Origin of the sequence: Bifidobacterium pullorum subsp. gallinarum, assembly GCF_000741215.1 — a bacterium.
GTDB lineage: Bacteria > Actinomycetota > Actinomycetes > Actinomycetales > Bifidobacteriaceae > Bifidobacterium > Bifidobacterium pullorum_B.
Genome location: NZ_JGYX01000001.1, coordinates 283,373 through 302,775, shown reverse-complemented (window position 1 = coordinate 302,775; position 19,403 = coordinate 283,373). Strand labels below are relative to the sequence as shown.

The 19,403-nt window shown below is 66.6% G+C and carries 14 protein-coding genes; 11 read left to right on the top strand and 3 right to left on the bottom strand.

All coding sequences use genetic code 11. The annotated features are described in order from the left end of the window. Positions 1-97 precede the first annotated feature (97 nt). Positions 98-2,773, top strand: coding sequence for a heavy metal translocating P-type ATPase (locus tag BIGA_RS01415; RefSeq protein WP_033505865.1), 2,676 nt, complete (start codon positions 98-100; stop codon positions 2,771-2,773). A gap of 122 nt (positions 2,774-2,895) precedes the next feature. On the opposite strand, the gene BIGA_RS01410 is transcribed toward BIGA_RS01415, so the two are convergent. The 3 genes from BIGA_RS01410 to BIGA_RS01400 form a co-directional block, all read right to left on the bottom strand. Beyond that, complete coding sequence (locus tag BIGA_RS01410) at positions 2,896-3,681, bottom strand: DUF4191 domain-containing protein (protein WP_033505938.1); 786 nt, start codon at positions 3,679-3,681, stop codon at positions 2,896-2,898. Between the two features lie 73 nt (positions 3,682-3,754). After that, complete coding sequence (locus BIGA_RS01405) at positions 3,755-5,233, bottom strand: dihydrolipoyl dehydrogenase family protein (protein ID WP_033505864.1); 1,479 nt, start codon at positions 5,231-5,233, stop codon at positions 3,755-3,757. Between the two features lie 177 nt (positions 5,234-5,410). After that, entirely contained in the window at positions 5,411-6,028 is a 618-nt protein-coding gene (locus BIGA_RS01400; RefSeq protein ID WP_033505862.1) for a DUF3043 domain-containing protein, read from the bottom strand. Positions 6,029-6,167: 139 nt separating this feature from the next. Here BIGA_RS01400 and BIGA_RS01395 point away from each other — a divergent pair, with 139 nt between their 5' ends. The 10 genes from BIGA_RS01395 (at position 6,168) to BIGA_RS08865 (ending at position 19,396) form a co-directional block, all read left to right on the top strand. After that, entirely contained in the window at positions 6,168-7,535 is a 1,368-nt protein-coding gene (locus tag BIGA_RS01395; protein ID WP_033505860.1) for a dipeptidase, read from the top strand. Between the two features lie 288 nt (positions 7,536-7,823). Continuing rightward, a complete protein-coding gene (locus BIGA_RS01390) occupies positions 7,824-8,438 on the top strand; it encodes an ECF transporter S component (protein WP_033505859.1) in 615 nt (204 codons plus the stop codon). A 175-nt stretch (positions 8,439-8,613) separates the two neighbouring features. Continuing rightward, positions 8,614-11,070: an ATP-binding cassette domain-containing protein gene (locus BIGA_RS01385; protein ID WP_033505936.1), complete on the top strand. Its 2,457-nt coding sequence runs from the start codon at positions 8,614-8,616 to the stop codon at positions 11,068-11,070. A gap of 130 nt (positions 11,071-11,200) precedes the next feature. Continuing rightward, a complete protein-coding gene (locus tag BIGA_RS01380) occupies positions 11,201-11,812 on the top strand; it encodes a LuxR C-terminal-related transcriptional regulator (protein WP_033505857.1) in 612 nt (203 codons plus the stop codon). After that, positions 11,791-13,092 (top strand): sensor histidine kinase, encoded by a 1,302-nt coding sequence (locus tag BIGA_RS01375; RefSeq protein WP_033505855.1) that lies wholly within the window; start codon positions 11,791-11,793, stop codon positions 13,090-13,092. Before BIGA_RS01380 ends, BIGA_RS01375 begins: the two co-directional genes overlap by 22 nt. Before the next feature lie 55 nt (positions 13,093-13,147). Next, positions 13,148-14,110 (top strand): TrmH family RNA methyltransferase, encoded by a 963-nt coding sequence (locus tag BIGA_RS01370; RefSeq protein WP_033505935.1) that lies wholly within the window; start codon positions 13,148-13,150, stop codon positions 14,108-14,110. An 81-nt stretch (positions 14,111-14,191) separates the two neighbouring features. Next, the gene (gene pheS, locus BIGA_RS01365; protein ID WP_033505854.1) at positions 14,192-15,259 is read left to right on the top strand and encodes a phenylalanine--tRNA ligase subunit alpha; all 1,068 of its coding nucleotides are present in this window, start codon (positions 14,192-14,194) and stop codon (positions 15,257-15,259) included. Positions 15,260-15,266: 7 nt separating this feature from the next. Next, positions 15,267-17,876: a phenylalanine--tRNA ligase subunit beta gene (gene pheT / locus BIGA_RS01360; RefSeq protein WP_033505852.1), complete on the top strand. Its 2,610-nt coding sequence runs from the start codon at positions 15,267-15,269 to the stop codon at positions 17,874-17,876. Positions 17,877-17,988: 112 nt separating this feature from the next. Further along, complete coding sequence (locus BIGA_RS01355) at positions 17,989-18,654, top strand: hypothetical protein (protein ID WP_033505850.1); 666 nt, start codon at positions 17,989-17,991, stop codon at positions 18,652-18,654. 70 nt (positions 18,655-18,724) lie between these two features. Continuing rightward, positions 18,725-19,396 (top strand): response regulator transcription factor, encoded by a 672-nt coding sequence (locus tag BIGA_RS08865; RefSeq protein ID WP_051916985.1) that lies wholly within the window; start codon positions 18,725-18,727, stop codon positions 19,394-19,396. The last annotated feature ends 7 nt before the right edge of the window (positions 19,397-19,403 follow it).

Below are 19,403 nucleotides of genomic sequence, written 5' to 3'. Positions count from 1 at the left end.
TCGTGCCGGCGCGCAAGAGGGGTATGCCGAGGGCGGATAGCGGGCGATCCGATGCTAATTTGAGGTATATCAGGCCTGGAAAGGAGAGGAGGGACGGATGACCCAGGAACGCTACGACGTGACCGGCATGACCTGTGCGGCGTGCCAGGCGCATGTCCAGAAGGCGGTCAACGCGCTGCCGGGTGTCCGGCAGGTGTCGGTGAACCTGCTGACGAACAGCATGACCGTTGAGTACGACGAGTCGGATCTGAACAGCCACCAGATCGTGCAGGCGGTGGAGCAGGCCGGGTACGGTGCCGCCCTCCGGGTCCAGGAGGCTACGGGGAAGGCGACGTCGGGGCAGACGGAGACGCCGGCGGACAGGGCGCGTCGGCAGTACCGCGCGATGCGCCGCCGCGTGATCTGGTCCTTCGTGTTCGCGGTGCCCCTGTTCTACCTGGCGATGGGCCATATGATGGGCTGGCCGCTGCCGGACATCATGCTCGGCGACGGCAACGCGATGATCTACGCCTTCACCCAGTTCCTGCTGCTGTTGCCGATCCTGGCGGTGAACGCGCAATACTTCAAGGGCGGGTTCACCAGTCTGTGGCATCGCTCGCCGAACATGGACGCGCTGATCGCCCTCGGCGCGGGCGCCTCGGTGGTCTATGGCATCTACGCGCTGTACAAGATCGCGTTCGGTCTGGGCCACGGCGACATGGCGACGGTCTCCCAGTTCTCCCACGATCTGTATTTCGAGGGCGCCGGCACGATCCTGGCGTTGATCACGCTCGGCAAGTTCTTCGAGGCCCGCGCCAAGGGCCGCACCTCCGATGCGATCAATGCGCTGCTGGATCTGCGCCCTAAGCGGGCCACCATACTGCGTGACGGCGTGGAGAGCGAGATCCCCGCAGAACAGGTGCAGGCGGGCGACGTGCTGGTCGTCCGCACCGGGGAATCGATCCCGACGGATGGCGTGGTGCTGTCCGGCACCGCCTCGGTGGACGAGTCGGCGCTCACCGGCGAATCCGTGCCCGTCGACAAGCGGGTCGGAGACACGGTCATCGGGGCCACGACCAGCCGCAGCGGCTACATCACGGTGCGCGCCACCAAGGTGGGCGACGAGACTGCGCTCGCCCAGATCATCCGGTTGGTCGACGAGGCCACGAGTTCCAAGGCGCCCATCGCCAAGCTGGCCGACAAGGTGGCCGGTGTGTTCGTGCCGATCGTCATCGCAATCGCCGTCGTCGCGGCCGCGGTCTGGCTGGCCGTCGGACAGACGCCCGAATTCGCACTGACCATCGCCGTGTCCGTGCTGGTGGTCTCCTGCCCGTGCGCGCTGGGCCTGGCCACCCCCACCGCCATCATGGTCGGCACCGGACGTGGCGCGGCGAACGGCATCCTGATCAAATCCGCGGAGGCGTTGGAGATCGCGCACGGCGTGGACACGGTCGTGCTGGACAAAACCGGCACGATCACGCGGGGCGAGCCGCGCGTCACCGACGTCGTCCATCGCGCCGACGTTGCTGTGGATGATCTGCTGCGCGTCGCCGCCGCGCTGGAGCGTCCGTCCGAGCATCCGCTGGCCAAGGCCATCGTGGCCGAGGGGGAACGACGCGGCCTGACCGTCCCGAATGCCGATGGATTCGAGCAGGTCCCCGGCCAGGGCGTGCGCGGCATCGTCGACGGCAAGGAATGCCTGGGCGGTAACGCGGCGATGATGGCGGCATCCGGCATCGATATGGCTCCGGTCGAGCATGTCCGCGACCGGTTGGCCGGCGAGGGGAAGACCCCGCTGTTCTTCGCCGCCGACGGCCGCCTGCTCGGGGTGATCGCCGTGGCGGATACGGTCAAGCCGACCAGCCGTGAGGCCATCGCCGGCATGAGGGCGATGGGACTCGACGTGGTCATGCTGACCGGCGACAACGCCCGCACCGCCGAGGCGATCGGCCGACAGGTGGGCGTGGACCGCGTGGTGGCCGACGTGCTGCCGCAGGACAAGGAGCGCGAGGTGCGCCGCCTGCAGGACGAGGGCCGGAAGGTGGCGATGGTGGGCGACGGCATCAACGACGCCCCCGCGCTGGTCCGGGCCGATGTGGGGCTGGCGATCGGCGCGGGCACCGACGTGGCGATGGAATCGGCCGACATCGTGCTGATGCGCAGCGACCTCAACGACGTGCCGGCCGCCATCGAGCTGAGCCAGGCCACGATCCGCAACATCAAGCAGAACCTGTTCTGGGCATTCTTCTACAACATCATCGGCATACCAATCGCCGCCGGCTGCTGGTATGCGGCCTTCGACCTGAGGATGAACCCGATGATCGCCGCGCTGGCGATGAGCTTCAGCTCGGTGTTCGTGGTCGGCAACGCGCTGCGACTGCGCCTGTTCAAACCGAAGCATGCCGCACGGTCCGAGACGGCGGGGCCCGACGGGGCGGCGGACCGTATGACGGGGACGGTTGCGATCTCGACGTTCGAGACGAGTGTTGAGACCAGCCGGGACGCGTCCCGCACCGCCGAATCGTCCTCGCCGGTTCGGCAGAACGGTGTACCATCAATCACCAACCAACAAGGAGGTACCACAATGAAGAAGACACTCGGTATCGAGGGCATGACCTGCGGCAACTGCGTCAGGCACGTCACCCGCGCGCTGGAGGGCCTGCCGGGAGCGAGCGACGTGTCGGTCAGCCTGGAGGGCAAATCGGCCCAGGTCACAGTGCCGGAGGATGTGACCGACGAGCAGATCACCGCCGCCGTGGCCGACGCCGGCTACGAGGTCGTCTCGATCGCCTGATCGGTTTCCGTGTCCTGTTCCATGTAGGCAACTGAGGAATGACGGGACTGGGACGGATAGCAAAAGAGCCGCCCGATCGGGCGGCTCTTTCATATGCCGGATGGTACCAAGGCCGGCGGCCGTCAGCGGCCACGCATCGCGCGACGGCTGACGCGCTGCGGGCGGGTCGGGTCGATGCCCTTCGGGATGCCCAGACCCTGCTTGGTCTGCAGCGTGCGCAGACGGTCGTTCAGGATGTCAAGCTCACGCTGGGTGAGCAGGAAACGGGAACGCGGGTGGATCTTGGCGACCAGCTTGTTCTTGTGGCCCGACGGCACATACGCCTTCTGCTTGACGATGGTCTTGCGCAGATCCTTAAGCTTGACCTGCTTGTCGCCGGTGCCGACGCAGATACGATACACCGGGATCTGGGAGCCGGCCGTCACGCCCTTGATGGCATGCTCCTGACGGTCCATCGCGCGCATCACGCGACCGTAGTCGCCCTCGCCGAGCAGATAGATGCCGTTGAAGCCGGTGCCGCGCCAGATCGCGTCCTTGGTCTTGGCGTCGAACCACACCGGCTGTTCGGGGAAGTTGAACCCGGCCTTGCTGATGTTGCTCAGCACGCTCACGGCCGCGCCCGGCTTGCCCTCCAGATGCGCGTAGCCGACTTTGTCGGCCCGGTTGGTCAGGGTCATGGTGGCGAACAGCGCACCGACCATGATGGCCATCACCATCACGAAGATCCACGTCAGCCACGTCCAATGGAACACCAGGCCAAGAATCACGAACAGCACCACCGGGGCCAGCCAGGCGCCGGCCAGCAGCCACGGCAGCTTCTTGTCGTCGGCAACCGTGAACTTGTAGATCTGCGCGATCTGCTTGAACAGACTCTGCTTCTTCTGTGGCTTCTCGTCCTTGGACGCCATCATTCCTCGCTTCTTCGTTGTGAGAGTGGACACACTAGAACCAATAGTCTAGCAGCACGGTGACAACACCGGTCTATCGCGTGTGCAACGGGCGGCCGTCGGCCTTGAGCAGCGCCTCGCCCATCGCCTCCGCGAATGTGGGATGCGGATGGATCAGACGGGCGGCCTGCGCGAGCGGCACGCGGTTGCCGACCAGCTGCTGCGCCTCCACGATCAGATCGCTGGCATCCGGCGCCACCATGTGTACGCCGAGGACGCGCTGCGTATCGGGGTCGTCGGCGTCGGCGCCGGTCACCACGGACAGCGAGCCGGCGGCATCGCTCATCATCATGCGCGCGTTGCCCATCATCGGATACACCGTCTCTCCGACACCGACCAGATCCTCGCGCGCCTTCGCCTGATCCATGGTCAGGCCGACGCTCGCGGCCTCGGGCAGGGAGAACACGATCTGCGGCACCGTCGTCTCGTCAACCGGACGCGGATCAAGACCCGCTATGGATTCAGCCACCACAATGCCCTGTTCGAACGCGCGGTGCGCCAGCGCGTGACCTGCGGTGATATCGCCCACCGCCCAGACATCCGGCACCGACGTGCGCCCCCGGGGATCGGTGACGACGAAGCTCCGGTCGTCCAGTGCCACGCCCGCCGCCGCCAGCCAATCGAAATCGGTGACCGGATCGCGGCCCACGGCAGCCAGCACGAGCTGCGCGTACGCCTGCCGCTCGCCTTCCTCGCCCTCGCGGGTGTAATGCACGGTGGCACCGAGATTCATCCCCGTATCCACGGCGGTCACATGGCTGCGGGTCACCACGTTCACGCCCGCGCGCTTGAGCTCGCGGGTCAACGTCATGCCGGTACGGCGGTCCCAGCCGGAAAGCACCCGGTCCTTGCGGATCAGCAGCGTGACCTCGCAGCCTGTCTGGCTCCACAACGAGGCGAACTCCAGGGCTATCGCCCCCGAGCCGATGATGATCGCACTATCCGGGAACGTGTCCTGCTCAAGAGCCTGCGTGGAATCGATCAGTGCGCCACGGAACGGTTCGCCGGGCAGCGGGCGGGGGCGGGACCCGGTGGCCAGCACCACGTTCGCCGCATCCAGCCGCATCCAGTCGCCGACCGGTTCCGCCACTCCCGCCTTGATATACCGCAGCACTGCCTCACAGCCGGGGGAGGGCGTGACCGTGACCTGACGTGCGCCGGCAAGCGAAGCCTGACCGCGGAACACGGTGATGCCGCGATGCGCCACCAAACCGGCCAGACCCTTGACCATCGCGTCCACGGCGCGCATCCGGTAGTCGCGTAACGCGCCGAAATCGAAGCCGGTCACCTGCACCTGTAGTCCGGTGACTGGCGCCCACCTCGCCGTGTGCATCGCGTGCGCGGCGGTCAGCAGCGCCTTCGAGGGGATGCACCCGCGGTTCAGGCAGGTGCCGCCGAGCGTGGCGTCGCGTTCCACCAGGGCGACGGACAACCCCAGCTCCGCCGCACGCAGCGCCGTCGCGTACCCGCCGGGACCCGCCCCAATGACGACGATATCGAATGTCTGCGGCATCGATGCCTCCTAAGCATAGTGAACCAATGAAGTGCCGTGTCCCATTGTAGGAACGGTTGCAGAAACCGTCGCGGACACCGCCCCCGGATACGACGAAGGCCGCCGCACGAACGCGACCGGCAGGCGGTGCGATCGTGCGGCGGCCCGTGAGATTTGGGCGAGATCTGGGTTCCCCCGTCACTCGGGCCAGTGACCGCGCTTGGGGTACTTGGGCTTCGGCAGACGCCAGCGGCGCAGCTGGATGGCGCGGCTCCACGCGTAGGAGCCGGAACGCATGCCCTTGGCCACCGAACGCTCGCCGAACTTCTCGATCAGCTTCTTCTTGAGCTTGCGCCACATGATCACCACATCGATGATCGCGGCGAACAGGTACACATACAGCAGCAGCATAAGCGGCAGCGACAGCATCGGCGCGAAGAACGTGACCACCATCGAGAGGATGAGGATGCCGAACGCCACCGGGATGAAGAACTCGCCGAGGTTGAACCGGGCGTCCACATAGTCGCGGATGTACACGCGCCACGGCAGGCGCTCGGCCTTGGGCATATGGTTGATGTCACCGGTGCGCATGGCCTCGTACTCGGCGTTCTCCTTCTCGCGCTGGCGCGCCTTGGCGGCCTTGGCGCTGGCCTTGCGGTCCTTGGGCACCAGCGGGCGCAGGTTCTGCTCCTGGGCGTCCTTGCGCTTCGGGGTGGCATGCCCCTTGCCGGCGGTGGGCTCGGGCTTGGCGGCCTTGGCGGATTCCTCGACGGGCACCTGTGCCTCGTCCTGCTTCTTAAACGGGTTCCATGTCATGCTTGCAGGTTACGGTGACGTCTAGACGCTCGATTCCGGCCATTCGTCGGCATTTCGCCGGCAGCGGCGCACGCGGAGGGCCGGGCGGGCGGAGGACTACGCCCTGGAAGACCAGGAACCCCAGATATAAAGGAGAAACATGGCATCCGTGAACGTGGATGAGATCCGGTCCCGCGTTGAGGAGGACTGGCCGCGCATCGTTGAACTGATCGAGCGCAAGATCGCGTTGAAGTCGATCTCCGCGGAAGGCATCACCGGCGAGCAGATGCGCCGTTCCGCCGAATTCGTGGCCGAGGAGCTGCGTCTTGTCGGTATCGACGCCCAGGTGGCTCAGGCGCACAACGCCGACGGCACCCCCGGTGCCTGGGAGGTCATCGGCTCGCGCATCGTGGATCCGGACGCCCCGACCGTACTGCTGTATGCGCATCATGACGTGCAGCCGGTTCCGGACCCGAGCGTGTGGCAGACCGAGCCGTTCGTGGCCACGCAGGTCGGCGACCGCCTGTTCGGCCGTGGCTCGGCCGACGACTGCGGCGGCATCGCCATCCACTCCGGTGCGTTGAAGGCGTTGGGCGACGAGCTCAAGGTCAATATCAAGGTGTTCATCGAGGGCGAGGAGGAGATGGGCTCGCCCAGCTTCATCCCGTTCATCGAGGCGCATCGCGACGAATTTGACGCCGATGTGATCATCGTGGCCGACTCCGGCAACTGGTCCGCCGACATCCCCTCGCTGACCACGTCGCTGCGTGGCAACACCACGCTCGATGTGCATGTGCGCGTGCTTGAGCACCCGGTGCACTCCGGACAGTACGGCGGCCCGATCCTGGACGCGAACACGCTCGCGGCCATGCTGATCGCCTCGATGTACAACGGCGATGGCGAGATGCAGGTTCCGGGCGTCGCCGCCGAGGAGCCGGTCGGCGGTCTGCAGCGCGACCTGGACGAGGCCGATGTGCGCCGCGACGCCGGCATCCTGCCCGGCTACCGTCTGGCCGGCACCGGTTCGCTGGCCTCGCGCCTGTGGACCAAGCCGAGCGTGACCGTCATCGGCTTCGACGCCCAGCCGGTCGAGGGGTCGTTCAATGTGATCAGCCACGAGACCACGTTCCGTCTCTCGCTGCGCACCGCGCCAAACCAGCGCCCCGAACAGGCACAGCAGGCGCTGGCCGACTTCCTGGTGTCGCATGCGCCGTTCGGTTGCGAGGTGACCGTGACCCCCGGCGAGAACGGCATGGGCTGGGCCATGGATCCGAACGCGGAGGCCACCAAGGACGCGCTGGAGGCCATGGAGGAGGCCTTCGGCGTCGCCCCGGTCAACAAGGGCGAGGGCGGCTCGATCCCGTTCATCCCGGATCTGCAGCGCATCTTCCCCGAGGCGCAGGTGCTGGTCACCGGACCGGAGGATCCGAAGGCCAACGCGCACAGCCCGAACGAGTCCATCTCGATGCCGAGCCTGAAGAAGAACATCGTCACCGAGGCGCTGCTGCTCGACAAGCTCGCCCGCTGACGGGCGCATATGGAAGGGTTCCGTACCGCGTGCAAGTGGTACGGAACCCTTTGTCGTATCCGCAAGCCGTGCCGTGCCACGGTTTTGGACAGGGGATGCGGTAGGGTCGGAAACCGACACGGGGGCTTCGCCGCCGGTTCCCGCATCCGCAGGAACGGCGAGGCTGAGATGAGGGCTACCTCGACCGATTGAACGTATACCGGGTAATGCCGGCGCACGGACGTCGCTCTTTTCCCGTGCCTTGACGCAGCGCCGAAAGTCGGCGCGCGGGAGAGAAAGGCACATCGCATGTCTTCTGCTATTACCGAATCCAAAGCCGTCCTGAAATGGCGTGTCGTCGATATCGCCGTCGCCTCGGTGATCGGCGTGGCCAGCGCCCTGATCTACTGGGTCGTCGCCATCGCCACCGCCGCGCCGTGGAGCGCGCTGGAGGCCATCATCCCCGGCCTGGCCGGTGTGTTCAACGGCCTGTGGCTGTTCGCCGGACCGCTGGCCGCGATCATCGTCCGCAAGCCGGGCGCCGCCGTCTACGCCGAGGTTGTGGCCGGCGTGCTCGAAGCGCTGATGGGCAACATGTGGGGCGGCGTCGAAACCTTCCTGATCGCCCTGGTGCAGGGCCTGTTCGCCGAGATCGCTTTCCTGATCTTCGCCTACCGCAAGTGGAACCTGCCGGTGACGATCCTGTCCGGCGCCCTCTCCGGCGTCGCCTGCTGGGGATACTCCTTCCTGACCAACCTGCAGGCCATCGACGTGTTCCAGACCTACGGCGTGGTCTACGTCCTCACCACGGTGATCTCCGGCATCGTGTTCGCCGGCGTGCTCATGTGGTACCTGTACATCGCGCTCGCCAAAACCGGTGCGCTAGACAAGTTCGCCTCTGGTCGCGAGGTGCGCGGCCGCTGAACCTGACGCATGGCGCGGGCCGCAACGCCCGCGCCGTCAGCGTCGTATGAACCGCCGCCTATGCGGCCGAGGACTTTCAAGGGGAATCGTGGACGAACAGCTGAGCATCGACACCGCGCGACAGGGAACCGATCCCGCGTCGGCGAATCATGACGCAACGCATACCGACAACGCGGTGCTGCGCTTCGAGAACTGGGGGTACCGTCACGCCTCGCGCCGGCATTTCGCCGTACGGGGGCTGAACATCACCATCGAGGCGGGGCAGCGTGTGCTGCTGCTCGGCGCGTCCGGCATCGGCAAATCCACGATCCTCGAAGGCGCCGCGGGTCTGCTTGGGGGAGAGGAGAACGCGGAACGCACCGAGATGACGGCCGACGGCACGATGCTGACCACCGACGCGGAGGGCGGCGTGACCGAAGGCCGCGTGCTGGTTGACGACGTGCCGGTCACCCGCGCGCGCGGCCGCATCGGCCTGGTGCTGCAGGACCCCGATGCGCAGGCGATCTTCCAGCGGCTCGGCGACAACGTGGCGTTCGGTCCCGAGAACCTCAACGTGCCGCGGGACCAGATCTGGCAGCGGGTGCGCGACGGTCTGCGTGCGGTGGGACTGGAAGGGGTTCAGCTGCACCGTTCGACCCTGCACCTGTCCGGCGGGCAGATGCAGCGACTCGCCCTGGCCGGCGCGCTGGCCATGCGTCCGGGCGTGCTGCTGCTCGACGAACCCACGGCGAACCTCGACCCCGACGGCGTCACCCAGGTCGTGGACGCGGTGCGCGATGTGCTCGACACCTATCATTCCACGATGGTGCTGGTCGAGCACCGCGCCGGACCGTGGATCGACATGATCGACCGCGTGGTGGTGCTCGGGTTGGAGACCGACGAACAGCAGTCCGCCCGCATCGCCCAGCAAGGCGATGAGGAGGAGGTCGACCGCGGCGGATTCAAACGCACGGTCGTCGTCGCCGACGGCACCCCGGACGAGGTGTTCCGTGATCCCGGACTCGACTTCGCCGAACTCGGCATCTGGCTGCCGGAGCGATACCGCCGTCCCGAGGACGAGATCGTCCGCATCCACACCGACGATGAGCCGCCATACGATCCGTCCGTCGGTACTGGCCAGGTGCTGCTGTCCGCGCGGGATCTGTCCATCGGCCGCGATGGGAAGGCCATCGCCGAGCATATCGACCTCGATTTCACCGCCGGACAGATCACCGCGCTGGTCGGCGCGAACGGCGCCGGCAAATCCACGTTGTCGCTGACGCTGGCCGGTCTGCTCGAACCGGTGCGCGGACAGGTGCAGGCTTCGGCCCAGCTGGCCGCGGGCGCGGACGGCGACGCGCCGATCGCTTGGAAGTCCACCGAACTGGCCTCCCGCATCTCCTACGTGTTCCAAAACCCCGAGCACCAGTTCGCGCGCGGCAGCGTATTGGAGGAGGTGATGCTCGGGCCTCTGCGCACCGGGTGCGATGAGGCGGAGGCGGAGCGCCGCGCGCGTGAACTGCTGACGCGGTTCCGGCTCATCCAATACGCCCAGCAGAACCCGTACACGCTCTCCGGCGGCGAGAAACGGCGGCTGACCGTGGCCTCCGCCCTGGCCGCGGCTCCGCGCGTGCTCATCCTCGACGAGCCGACCTTCGGCCAGGACCGGCGCACCTGGATGCAGATCGTGCGCCTGATCCACGGCCTGCGCGGCGACGGCGTGAGCATCATCGTGGTCACGCACGACCGCGAACTGGTCACCGCGCTCGGCGCCCGACTGGTGGAACTCACCCCCTCCGATCGGACAGGGGAGTGGACGGCGTCCGGCGCGTCCGACCCCCGCATCCCCGTCAGCCCGGTCAACGAGCGCGTCGAGGACCCCAAGCCGTCGAGCCGCTCGCCGTTCCTGGCCGCCCGCAATCCCGCGTACCGGCTGATCGGCGCGTTCCTGGCCTCGCTGCCGATGCTGCTGAGCTTGGATTGGGTCTCGGCCACGGTGGCGCTGGTGCTGGAGTTCATCATCCTGTGGTGCATCGGGCTGACGCCCTGGCGCGTCGTCAGGTCCACCTGGCCGATCTTCATCGGCGCCCCGGGCTCCGCCCTCGCCGTGCTGCTGTACGGCAAGGAGGGCGGCGAGACCTGGTGGCAATGGGGGCTGATGCACATCACCGACCGGTCGGCCGAGCTGGCGGTGGCCACCGGCATACGAATCCTGGCCATCGGTATCCCCGCCATCATCGCCGTACTCGGCATCGACGCCACCGACCTGGCCGACGCGTTCAGCCAGATCCTCAGACTGCCCGACCGGTTCGTGTACGGCGGCCTGGCCGGCATGCGGCTGTTCTCCGTGCTGCATGACGACTGGGCGGCGCTGACCGCGTCGCGCAGGTCGCGCGGCCTGGGCGACGAGAACAAGGTCAAGGCGTTCCTCCCGCAGACCTTCGCGCTGCTGGTGCTGTCGATCAGACGGTCGACCACGTTGGCCACGGCCATGGAAGCGCGCGGGTTCGGCGGCGACGGGCCGCGCAGCCACGCGCGTGTCAGCACTGTGGATGTACCCGATTGGGTATATCTGGGCGTGTGCCTTGCGATTCCCGTCATTGCGCTGATTACCGCCGTTTTCACCGGTTCCTTCTCGTTCCTCGGCCAGTAAATCGGTTTTGTGCGGCCGTTGCCGCACCGGCCGGAATGATATTTCGGATGCTACAAATAGAACTATCTTTTTCCGGGAGAGTTATGTGATTTGGAGGTATCCGAGTGAATCGGGAAATCACCGTTGGCATGTGGACAACGACCGATTTGTACTGCCGAGTCTGAAGGCCAGCATTGAGGAATTGTCCGACGACATGCAGGTGATCTGGACCACGTCCGATGGCGGGCGGGCCGTGACCAACTGCCTGACCGCCGCGACCCGCCCGAAGGTGCTGCTGGCCGACATGTCGATGGAGGGCGTGTCCGGCATCTCGGTGTGCCGCCGCATCCGTACGCGCATCGGCAAGGTCGGCATCCTGGCGATGACCGCCTACTCCATCGACAGATACGCCGAGAAGGCATCGATGGCCGGCGCGCAGGGCATCGTCGGCAAGTCCGATGAGCAGCAGATCGTCACCGCCATCCGCACCGTGGCCTCCGGCGGCACGTGGGGCGAGGGATTCGAGATCGCCCTGACCGCGCACGTACGGCTGAAGAACCAGACCTCCGCCAACGCCGTGCTGACCGACCGTGAATTCGAGGTCATGGACTCGTTCGCCGCTGGCATGTCGATCCAGGCGATCGCCGAGACACTGAACATCACGCCGGAGACGGTCAAGAAGCACGGGCAGCGCGCCATGCACAAGCTCGGCGCGAACTCGCGATGGCAGGCGGTGGCGATGTGGCTCAACTCGCAGGCCTGAACCGGCTGGCCCATGTCCTGAGGCTCGACGAGACCCCCGAATTCCCGGACAACCATCACCTGGCCGGCACCAAGCCGATGATTATCAATCCGCTGCGGCACCCGGCACGCCTGTGGCAGGTGGGCGCGCTGGCGATGGTGCAGCTGGTCGAGACCCTGGCCATGCCGTCCGGCGGCGCGCTGAACATGATCGTCGCCCTGGTCTTCTTCGTGCTGTACCTGTCGATTTGCGTGTTCCCCGTGCCGTCCTCGCTGATCCTGTCCCTGTACTTCTCGGTGGCCTGCTGCCTGACGCCCCTGCACGGTTCCGGCGAGCTGCTGTGCATGGCGTACATGCTGGGCACGTTGGTGTATGACACCAGCATGCGTCTGGGTCTGGTCGCCGCGGTCCCGGTGCTGGTCGGCATCTATGTGCAGGCGTGGCGGTTCCCGGACACCAGCTGGAATCTGGCCCTGAACAGCGCCCCGGTGCTCACGTTCCTGCTGCTGCTGATCCTGAACTTCGGCCAGGTCAACCGCAACCGGTCCAAGCTGATGGAGCTCAGGCTACGGGATGAACGCGCGCAGGACCTGATGCATCGCGTGAAGGTGGCGCGCATGATCCACGACTCGGTGACCGGTGATCTGGCGAACATCGCACGGGTCTCCCAACGGCAGCTGCGTCAGTGCGGCGATCCCGAACAGCATGAGGCCTGGCATCAGATCAACGAGCAGTCCGTCCGCGTGCTCGACGGCGTGCATGCCGTCATCCGGCAATTGAGCGCCGAGACGGCGGAGAAGCATCCGGACGGAGCGCATGAGGGACCGCAGGAGCGGCTGAACGAGCGCGTGCGCGTATGGGAACGCCGGCTGTCCGAGTCCGGTATCCACGGCGACGTGCGCGTGATCGACCATAACGGCGCCCCGACACCGTTCTCGGGCAAGGATGCGAGCGTACGGCAATCCTGCATGCTGGCGATGATCGACGAGACGTTCACCAATATCATGCGGCATTCCGTGCGCGGCGAGAACGCCTACAACATGGTGATCACCTTGGGCGAACGCCATCTCGAACTCGTGGAGATGAATCCGATTCCGGACGAGCGGAAGACCAGCGACGACATCGATGACATCCTGGATCTGCCCGGCGGCAACGGCCTGCGTCTGCACCGGGAGGAGATCGAATCCCTCGGCGGCGTGATGTCCGTGGGCGAGGAGGACGGCACTTGGGTGCTGTACATGCGTATGCCGTATGCCGGTCCCGACGACGCCGAAGGCCGCACGCCGTTCCATCGTCGGTGACACGCGTCCCGGCGCGATACCGGGCCACGCCATGCCGGGCTGTAGGGTGGAGGGTATGCCGATGCAGCGAACCATCATCGATAACCTGAAGTCCGAACGGGTGCGCCGGGTGGCGGATCTGTCCAACCGGCGGTCCCGGGCCAGAACCGGCCAGTATGTGATCGAGGGACCGCAATCCGTGCGCGAGGCCGTGCGATGCGTGCCGCAGGTCGTGCGTGACGTGTACGTGGCTGTCGACGATTCGGACGGCGCCGGGCATACCGATATGGCGTTGCTCGCCCGGCACGGCTACGCGCGGATGCCGGACGAGTCATGCGAGGGGATCCCGGTGTCGGCGTTGCTGGCCCCGATCGTGGCGGAGGCATTGTCCCACGGCGTCTATGTGCACCTGTGCAGCGCCGGGGTCGTCGAGCGGATGAGCCGTGACGCGCAGGGCATCGTGGCGGTGGGGGACATGCAGGCCACAAGGGATGCGATGACCGGCACCGCCCCCGAAACGCCGGGAGTCGGAGGTTCGGGCGGACACCCATCACTGGTGGCGGCCTTCTGGCAGGTGCGCGACCCGGGCAACGCGGGCACGGTGATCCGCGCGGCCGATGCCGCGGGCTGTGCGGCGGTCGTGTTCGTGGACGAGTGCGTGGACATGTTCAACCCGAAGGTGATCCGTGCCACGGCCGGCTCGCTGTTCCACCTGCCGGTGCTGACGATGACCACCGGGGAATTCTTCACATGGTGCTCGGAGCGGGGACTGGCGGTGACGGCTGCCGACGTGTACGGCACGCCCGGGAATCGTCCGGTGCCGCTGCCCGAACTGTTGGGCGGTGACGGCGGCCGCGACACCGACCGGGCGGTGCTGTTCGGCAACGAGGCGCGGGGCCTGCCGGACGACGTGCTGGAGCGTTCGGACACGGTGGTTTCGATTCCGATCTACGGCCGGGCGGAGTCGCTGAATCTGGGCACGAGCGCTGCCGTCATGCTGATGAGCATGGCTATGTCGAGTCGCTTTGGGAGAATGTAAAGTCGTAAAACGCCGGTAAATCGCGCTTTTGCGGGTTTGCCGCGCGGTTGACGATGTAGGAAGACGCAGGAAAGGGAGCTCGTGGCACAACAAGCGGTGTTCGATGCTCAGGCGGTGACCGAGGCGGTCGCCGAAGGCATCGCGAGGATAGAGAACGCCTCCAGCACGGAGGAACTGAAAGCCATCAAGACGCAGTATGCGGGCGCCGATTCGGCGATGACGCAGGCCAGCAAGGCCATCGGCGCGCTGCCCGCCGACCAGAAGAAGGACGCCGGCAAGCTTATGGGCAAGCTGCGCGCCGATTTCGGCCGCGCGTTCGGCGCCAGGGAGACCGAGCTGAAGGCCCAGGAGGAGGCCCGCGCGCTGGCCTCCGAAACCGTGGACATGACGCTGCCGATCCGTCGCAAGCCGCTGGGTGCGCGCCATCCGCTGGCCAAGGTCATGGAGGACTGGGAGGATTTCTTCATCTCGATGGGCTGGCGCATCTCCTCCGGCCCGGAGGTGGAGACCGAATGGTTCGACTTCGACGCGCTGAACTTCGGCCCCGACCATCCGGCGCGTCAGATGCAGGACACCTTCTACGTCAAGGGTTCGCAGGCGCGTGACGCCGCGGGCTTCGTGGGCTCGAACATGGTGCTGCGCACACAGACCTCGTCCGACCAGGTGCGCGCGCTGCTCGAATACGGCGTGCCGCTGTACATCGCCTCGCCGGGCCGCGTGTTCCGCACCGACGAGCTGGACGCCACGCACACCCCGGTGTTCCACCAGTGCGAGGCGCTCGCCGTGGACAAGCACCTGACCATGGCCGACCTGAAGGGCGTGCTGGACAAGCTGGCCGTGGCCATGTTCGGCCCGGAGGCCAAGACCCGTCTGCGCCCGAGCTACTTCCCGTTCACCGAGCCGAGCGCCGAGCTCGACCTGTGGTTCCCGGACAAGAAGGGCGGCGCGGGCTGGCTCGAATGGGGCGGCTGCGGCATGGTGAACCCGAACGTGCTGAAGTCCGCCGGCCTGGACCCGGACGTGTACACCGGCTTCGCGTTCGGCATGGGCATCGAGCGCACGCTGCTGCTGCGCCATGACATCAACGACATGCACGACCTGGTCGAGGGCGACGTGCGATTCAGCAAGCAATTCGTGATGGGAGAGTGAGAAGCCCATGCCTATGGTTGATATTGATTGGCTCAAGGACCATGTCGAGGTCCCCGAGGATCTGACGTACGAGCAGCTGGCCAGGGACCTGGTCAAGGTCGGCCTGGAGGAGGAGGAGATCCACGCCTCCCAGGTGACCGGTCCGATTGTGGTCGGCTACGTGGTGGACGCCACGCCCGAGCCGCAGAAGAACGGCAAGACCATCAACTGGTGCCACGTGGACGTCGGCGACGAGTACAACGAGGTCGACGAGAACGGCAACAAGGTGCCCCGCGGCATCGTGTGCGGCGCCCCGAACATGAAGGCCGGGGAGAAGGTCGTCGTCACGCTGCCGGGCGCCGTGCTGCCCGGTGACTTCCGCATCGAACCGCGCAAGACCTACGGCCATATCTCCAACGGCATGTGCGCCTCCGAACGCGAGCTGGGTCTGGGCGACAGCCATGACGGCATCATCCTGCTGCGCGAGTACGGCTTCACCCCCGCCGAATACGAGGCCCTGAAGCCCGGCGACGACGCGATGCACCTGCTGCATCTGGACCAGCCGCTGCTGGAGATCAACATCACGCCGGATCGCGGCTATGCGCTCTCGTACCGCGGCGTGGCCCGCGAATACCACCATTCCACCGGCGCCGCCTACGTCGATCCGGTGAGTGCGCTGGACGGGAAGACCCCGCTCGCCGAGGGTCTGGAACCCGGCACCCCCACGGACATCGAGGTGTCGATCGAGGACGACAACCCGATTCACGGCGTGCCCGGCTGCGACCGCTACTACGCCCGCGCCATCCGCGGCTTCGACCCGTCCGCCAAGACGCCGAACTGGATGCGCCGCCGCCTGATCCGCGCCGGCGTGCGTTCGATCTCGCTGGCCGTGGACGTGACCAACTACGTCATGCTCGATCTGGGCCAGCCGATGCACGCCTATGATATGGACAAGCTCGAAGGCCCGATCGTGGTGCGACGCGCCCGCGAAGGCGAGCATCTGGTCACCCTGGACGGCAAGGACCACGAGCTGAGCGTGGAGGACCTGCTGATCACCGACTCCCCGAACGGTGAGCGCGGATCGCGCATCATCGGTCTGGCCGGCGTGATGGGCGGCCTGTACGGCGAGGTGACGGCCGAGACCAAGAACATCCTGCTGGAGGCCGCGCACTTCGACCAGGTGTCGATCGCGCGCTCCGCCCGCCGTCACAAGACCCCGTCCGAGGCCTCCCGCCGTTTCGAACGCGGCGTGGACACGCAGTTGCAGCCCGCCGCCGCGCAGATGGCCGCCGAGCTGCTGATCCGCTACGGCAACGGCGAGGCCTCCGAGCATCCGACCGACGTGAACAATGTGCCGCGTCGTCGCGCGATTCATTTCAAGTCCACCGAGGTCGCGCGCGTGACGGGGCTGGACACCGATGTGAACCGGATCTGCGACATCCTGACCGATATCGGGTGCGGTGTGGCCGGCGGCGGCAACGGCGAGTTCTCGATCATGCCGCCGAGCTGGCGCCCCGATCTGAACGAGCCGTGCGACCTGGTCGAGGAGATCGCCCGACTGGTCGGGTATGACGAGATTCCGGTGACCGTGCCCCCGGCCCCCGTGGAGGGCGAGGTCGGACTGACCGACGATCAGCGCCGCAAGCGCCAGGTGGCCGACGAGCTGGCGGAATACGGTCTGGTGGAGGCCCTGACCTATCCGTTCGTGGGCGACGAGGACTACCGCGCGTTCGCCTATGACGCCGATGAGATCAAGCGCGTGAGCGTGGAGATCGCCAATCCGCTGGCCGGCGACCGTCCGTTCCTGCGCCGCGACATCCTGCCGACGCTGGCGCAGACCGTGCGGCTGAACCTGCGCCGCGGTCTGGAGAACGTCTCGCTGTATGAGATCGGCCACGTGTACCTGTGGGATCCACAGGCCCCGGCGATTCCGGCACTGCCGGGCGGCGTGCGCCCCACCGACGAGCAGCTGGCGGCGCTTGACGCCGGTCTGCCCGCACAGCCGATGCATGTGGCGGGCATCCTGACCGGCAATGCGGTGGAGACCGGCTGGCTGGGCGAACGCCGCGCCGTGGACTGGAGCGACGCCGTGGAGGCGGTGCGCAGGATCTCGGACCGGCTGGGCGCCGATCTGACGCTGGATCAGCCCGCTCCGGACGACGTGCCCGCGCAGTGGCATCCGGGCCGTATGGCGCGTGTGCTGGCCGGGCAGACCGTTGTGGGCGTGGTGGGCGAGCTGCATCCGCATGTCAACGAGGCGCTTGGCTTCCCGGCGCATTCCGCGGCCTTCGAACTGGACCTGACCGCGCTGTTCGCCGCGTTGGACAACGCCCCGATCCAGGCCAGGCCGATCTCCACGTTCCCGCCCGTCAAGCAGGATCTGGCGTTCACGGTTCCACAGTCGGTCACGGCCGCGGCGCTGGAGGACGCGATCCGTGAGGCGGCCGGCGAGGTGTTGGAATCCATCGAGCTGTTCGACGTGTTCACCGGCGACCAGGTGGGCGAGGGCATGAAGTCGCTCGCTTACGCCGTCACGTTCCGTGCGGTCGACCGCACGCTCGGCTCCGAGGACAGCGAGACCATCCGCAAGGCCATCATCGACAGGGCGGCCGAACTGGGCGCCCAGCTGCGCGCCTGAGTCATGGCGGATGCGGGCTTGTCTTCCCGGGGATACAGGGAAGACAAGCCCGTTTCGTATCATCGGTACCAACCGGTGCATCACCGACCACCACAGTAAGGAGTATCAGTCCATGACCGCATCGAACGATCAGTCGCAGCCGGATGCGTCGACCGAACGATCTGGAGCGCAGCCGGAATACGGGCAGGTGAACCAGCCTGAGTACGGGGCCATGGCCAGCCAGTATCCCGCCGGATACGATCCTTACGTGTACGGGCGCCCCGAAGCGGAACGAAGCGAACCAGCCCCGGAGAACGGGCCCAGCGGTCCGCAGGCCATGCCCGACCGCGGTCCCGCGGAGCCGTACGCTCCCAATGGATTGTATGGTCCCGGCGACTCATTCGGGCAACCCCGATACGACTCCCCGTCCGCCGGCGGTCCCGAGACGGGCGAACGCGGCCCACAGCCGTTCCACGGCATCGACATGGACGACCCGCGGCAGAACCCGCTGTATGGCCATTGGGATTTCTACGCCATCCTCTCGCTGGTGTTCGCCCTGCTGATGCCGGTGCCGGTGCTGCCGGCGATCATGGGCGGCGTGGCGATGTGGCGAACCAGGAACTTCCGCATGAAGGGCTACGGACTGGCGCTGGCCGCCGTCATCATCAACGCGCTGTATACGGTGGCGACCATATGGCTGATGATCAACGGCCTGAGCGCCATGGACCTGTATCAGCAGCTGCTGGGCGGCATGGTCGACCAGGGGGGCAGTGAGGGGACCACCTCAATCCACGCATAGAGCCGCGTTGCCGTGTCATGCGGTGCCATACATGTCGGTATGGCGGCATTGACGGGGGTAAGGTGGTGCCATGCGTGATACGAGCATGCGGACGACGCTGCGAATCGGGGTGCTGGATAACGACAACCTGAGCGTCGAGTACATGAAGGCGCTGCTGGGGCGCCTCAACCGCCGTGACGAGGTCAGTCTCGACGTATGGGGCAGCAGTGACGTGGCCACGGCCATCCATCGATGCTGCTTCGACGCGCATCGGACCGACGTGCTGTTCCTGGACATGGCGCTCTCCGGGATGGATGGCGTAGGCGTATGCCGTTCGATACGTGAGATGAGATCGCGTTGCGCCGTGGTGGGCATGACGTCCTACCACATGGATACCTACCGCAAACCGTTGCGGGATGCGGGCGGGCAAGCGCTCCTCGACAAGAAACGGCTGGTCGAGGAGCTGCCCGAGGTGCTCGCCGTCGTGTCCCGCGGGTCCTGCTATCCGGTCGACGGGGACTTCCTCACCGTGGAGCAGAGTCTGGCGAGTGGCTCCGACTGCCGGCAGGTCAGGCCGCTGAGCGAATCGGAGAAACGCGTCATCGCCATGACGCTGGGAGGCATGCCCGCCTCCCGCATAGCCCGCGAGCTCGGTATCGCCGAAAGCACGGTCTTCTCCTATCACCGCAATATCAAGGACAAAATGGGCAAGCGGACATGGTCCGATGTGCTGGACGAGTTCCGTTCGCTGCATCTGTTCTAAGTGTGGG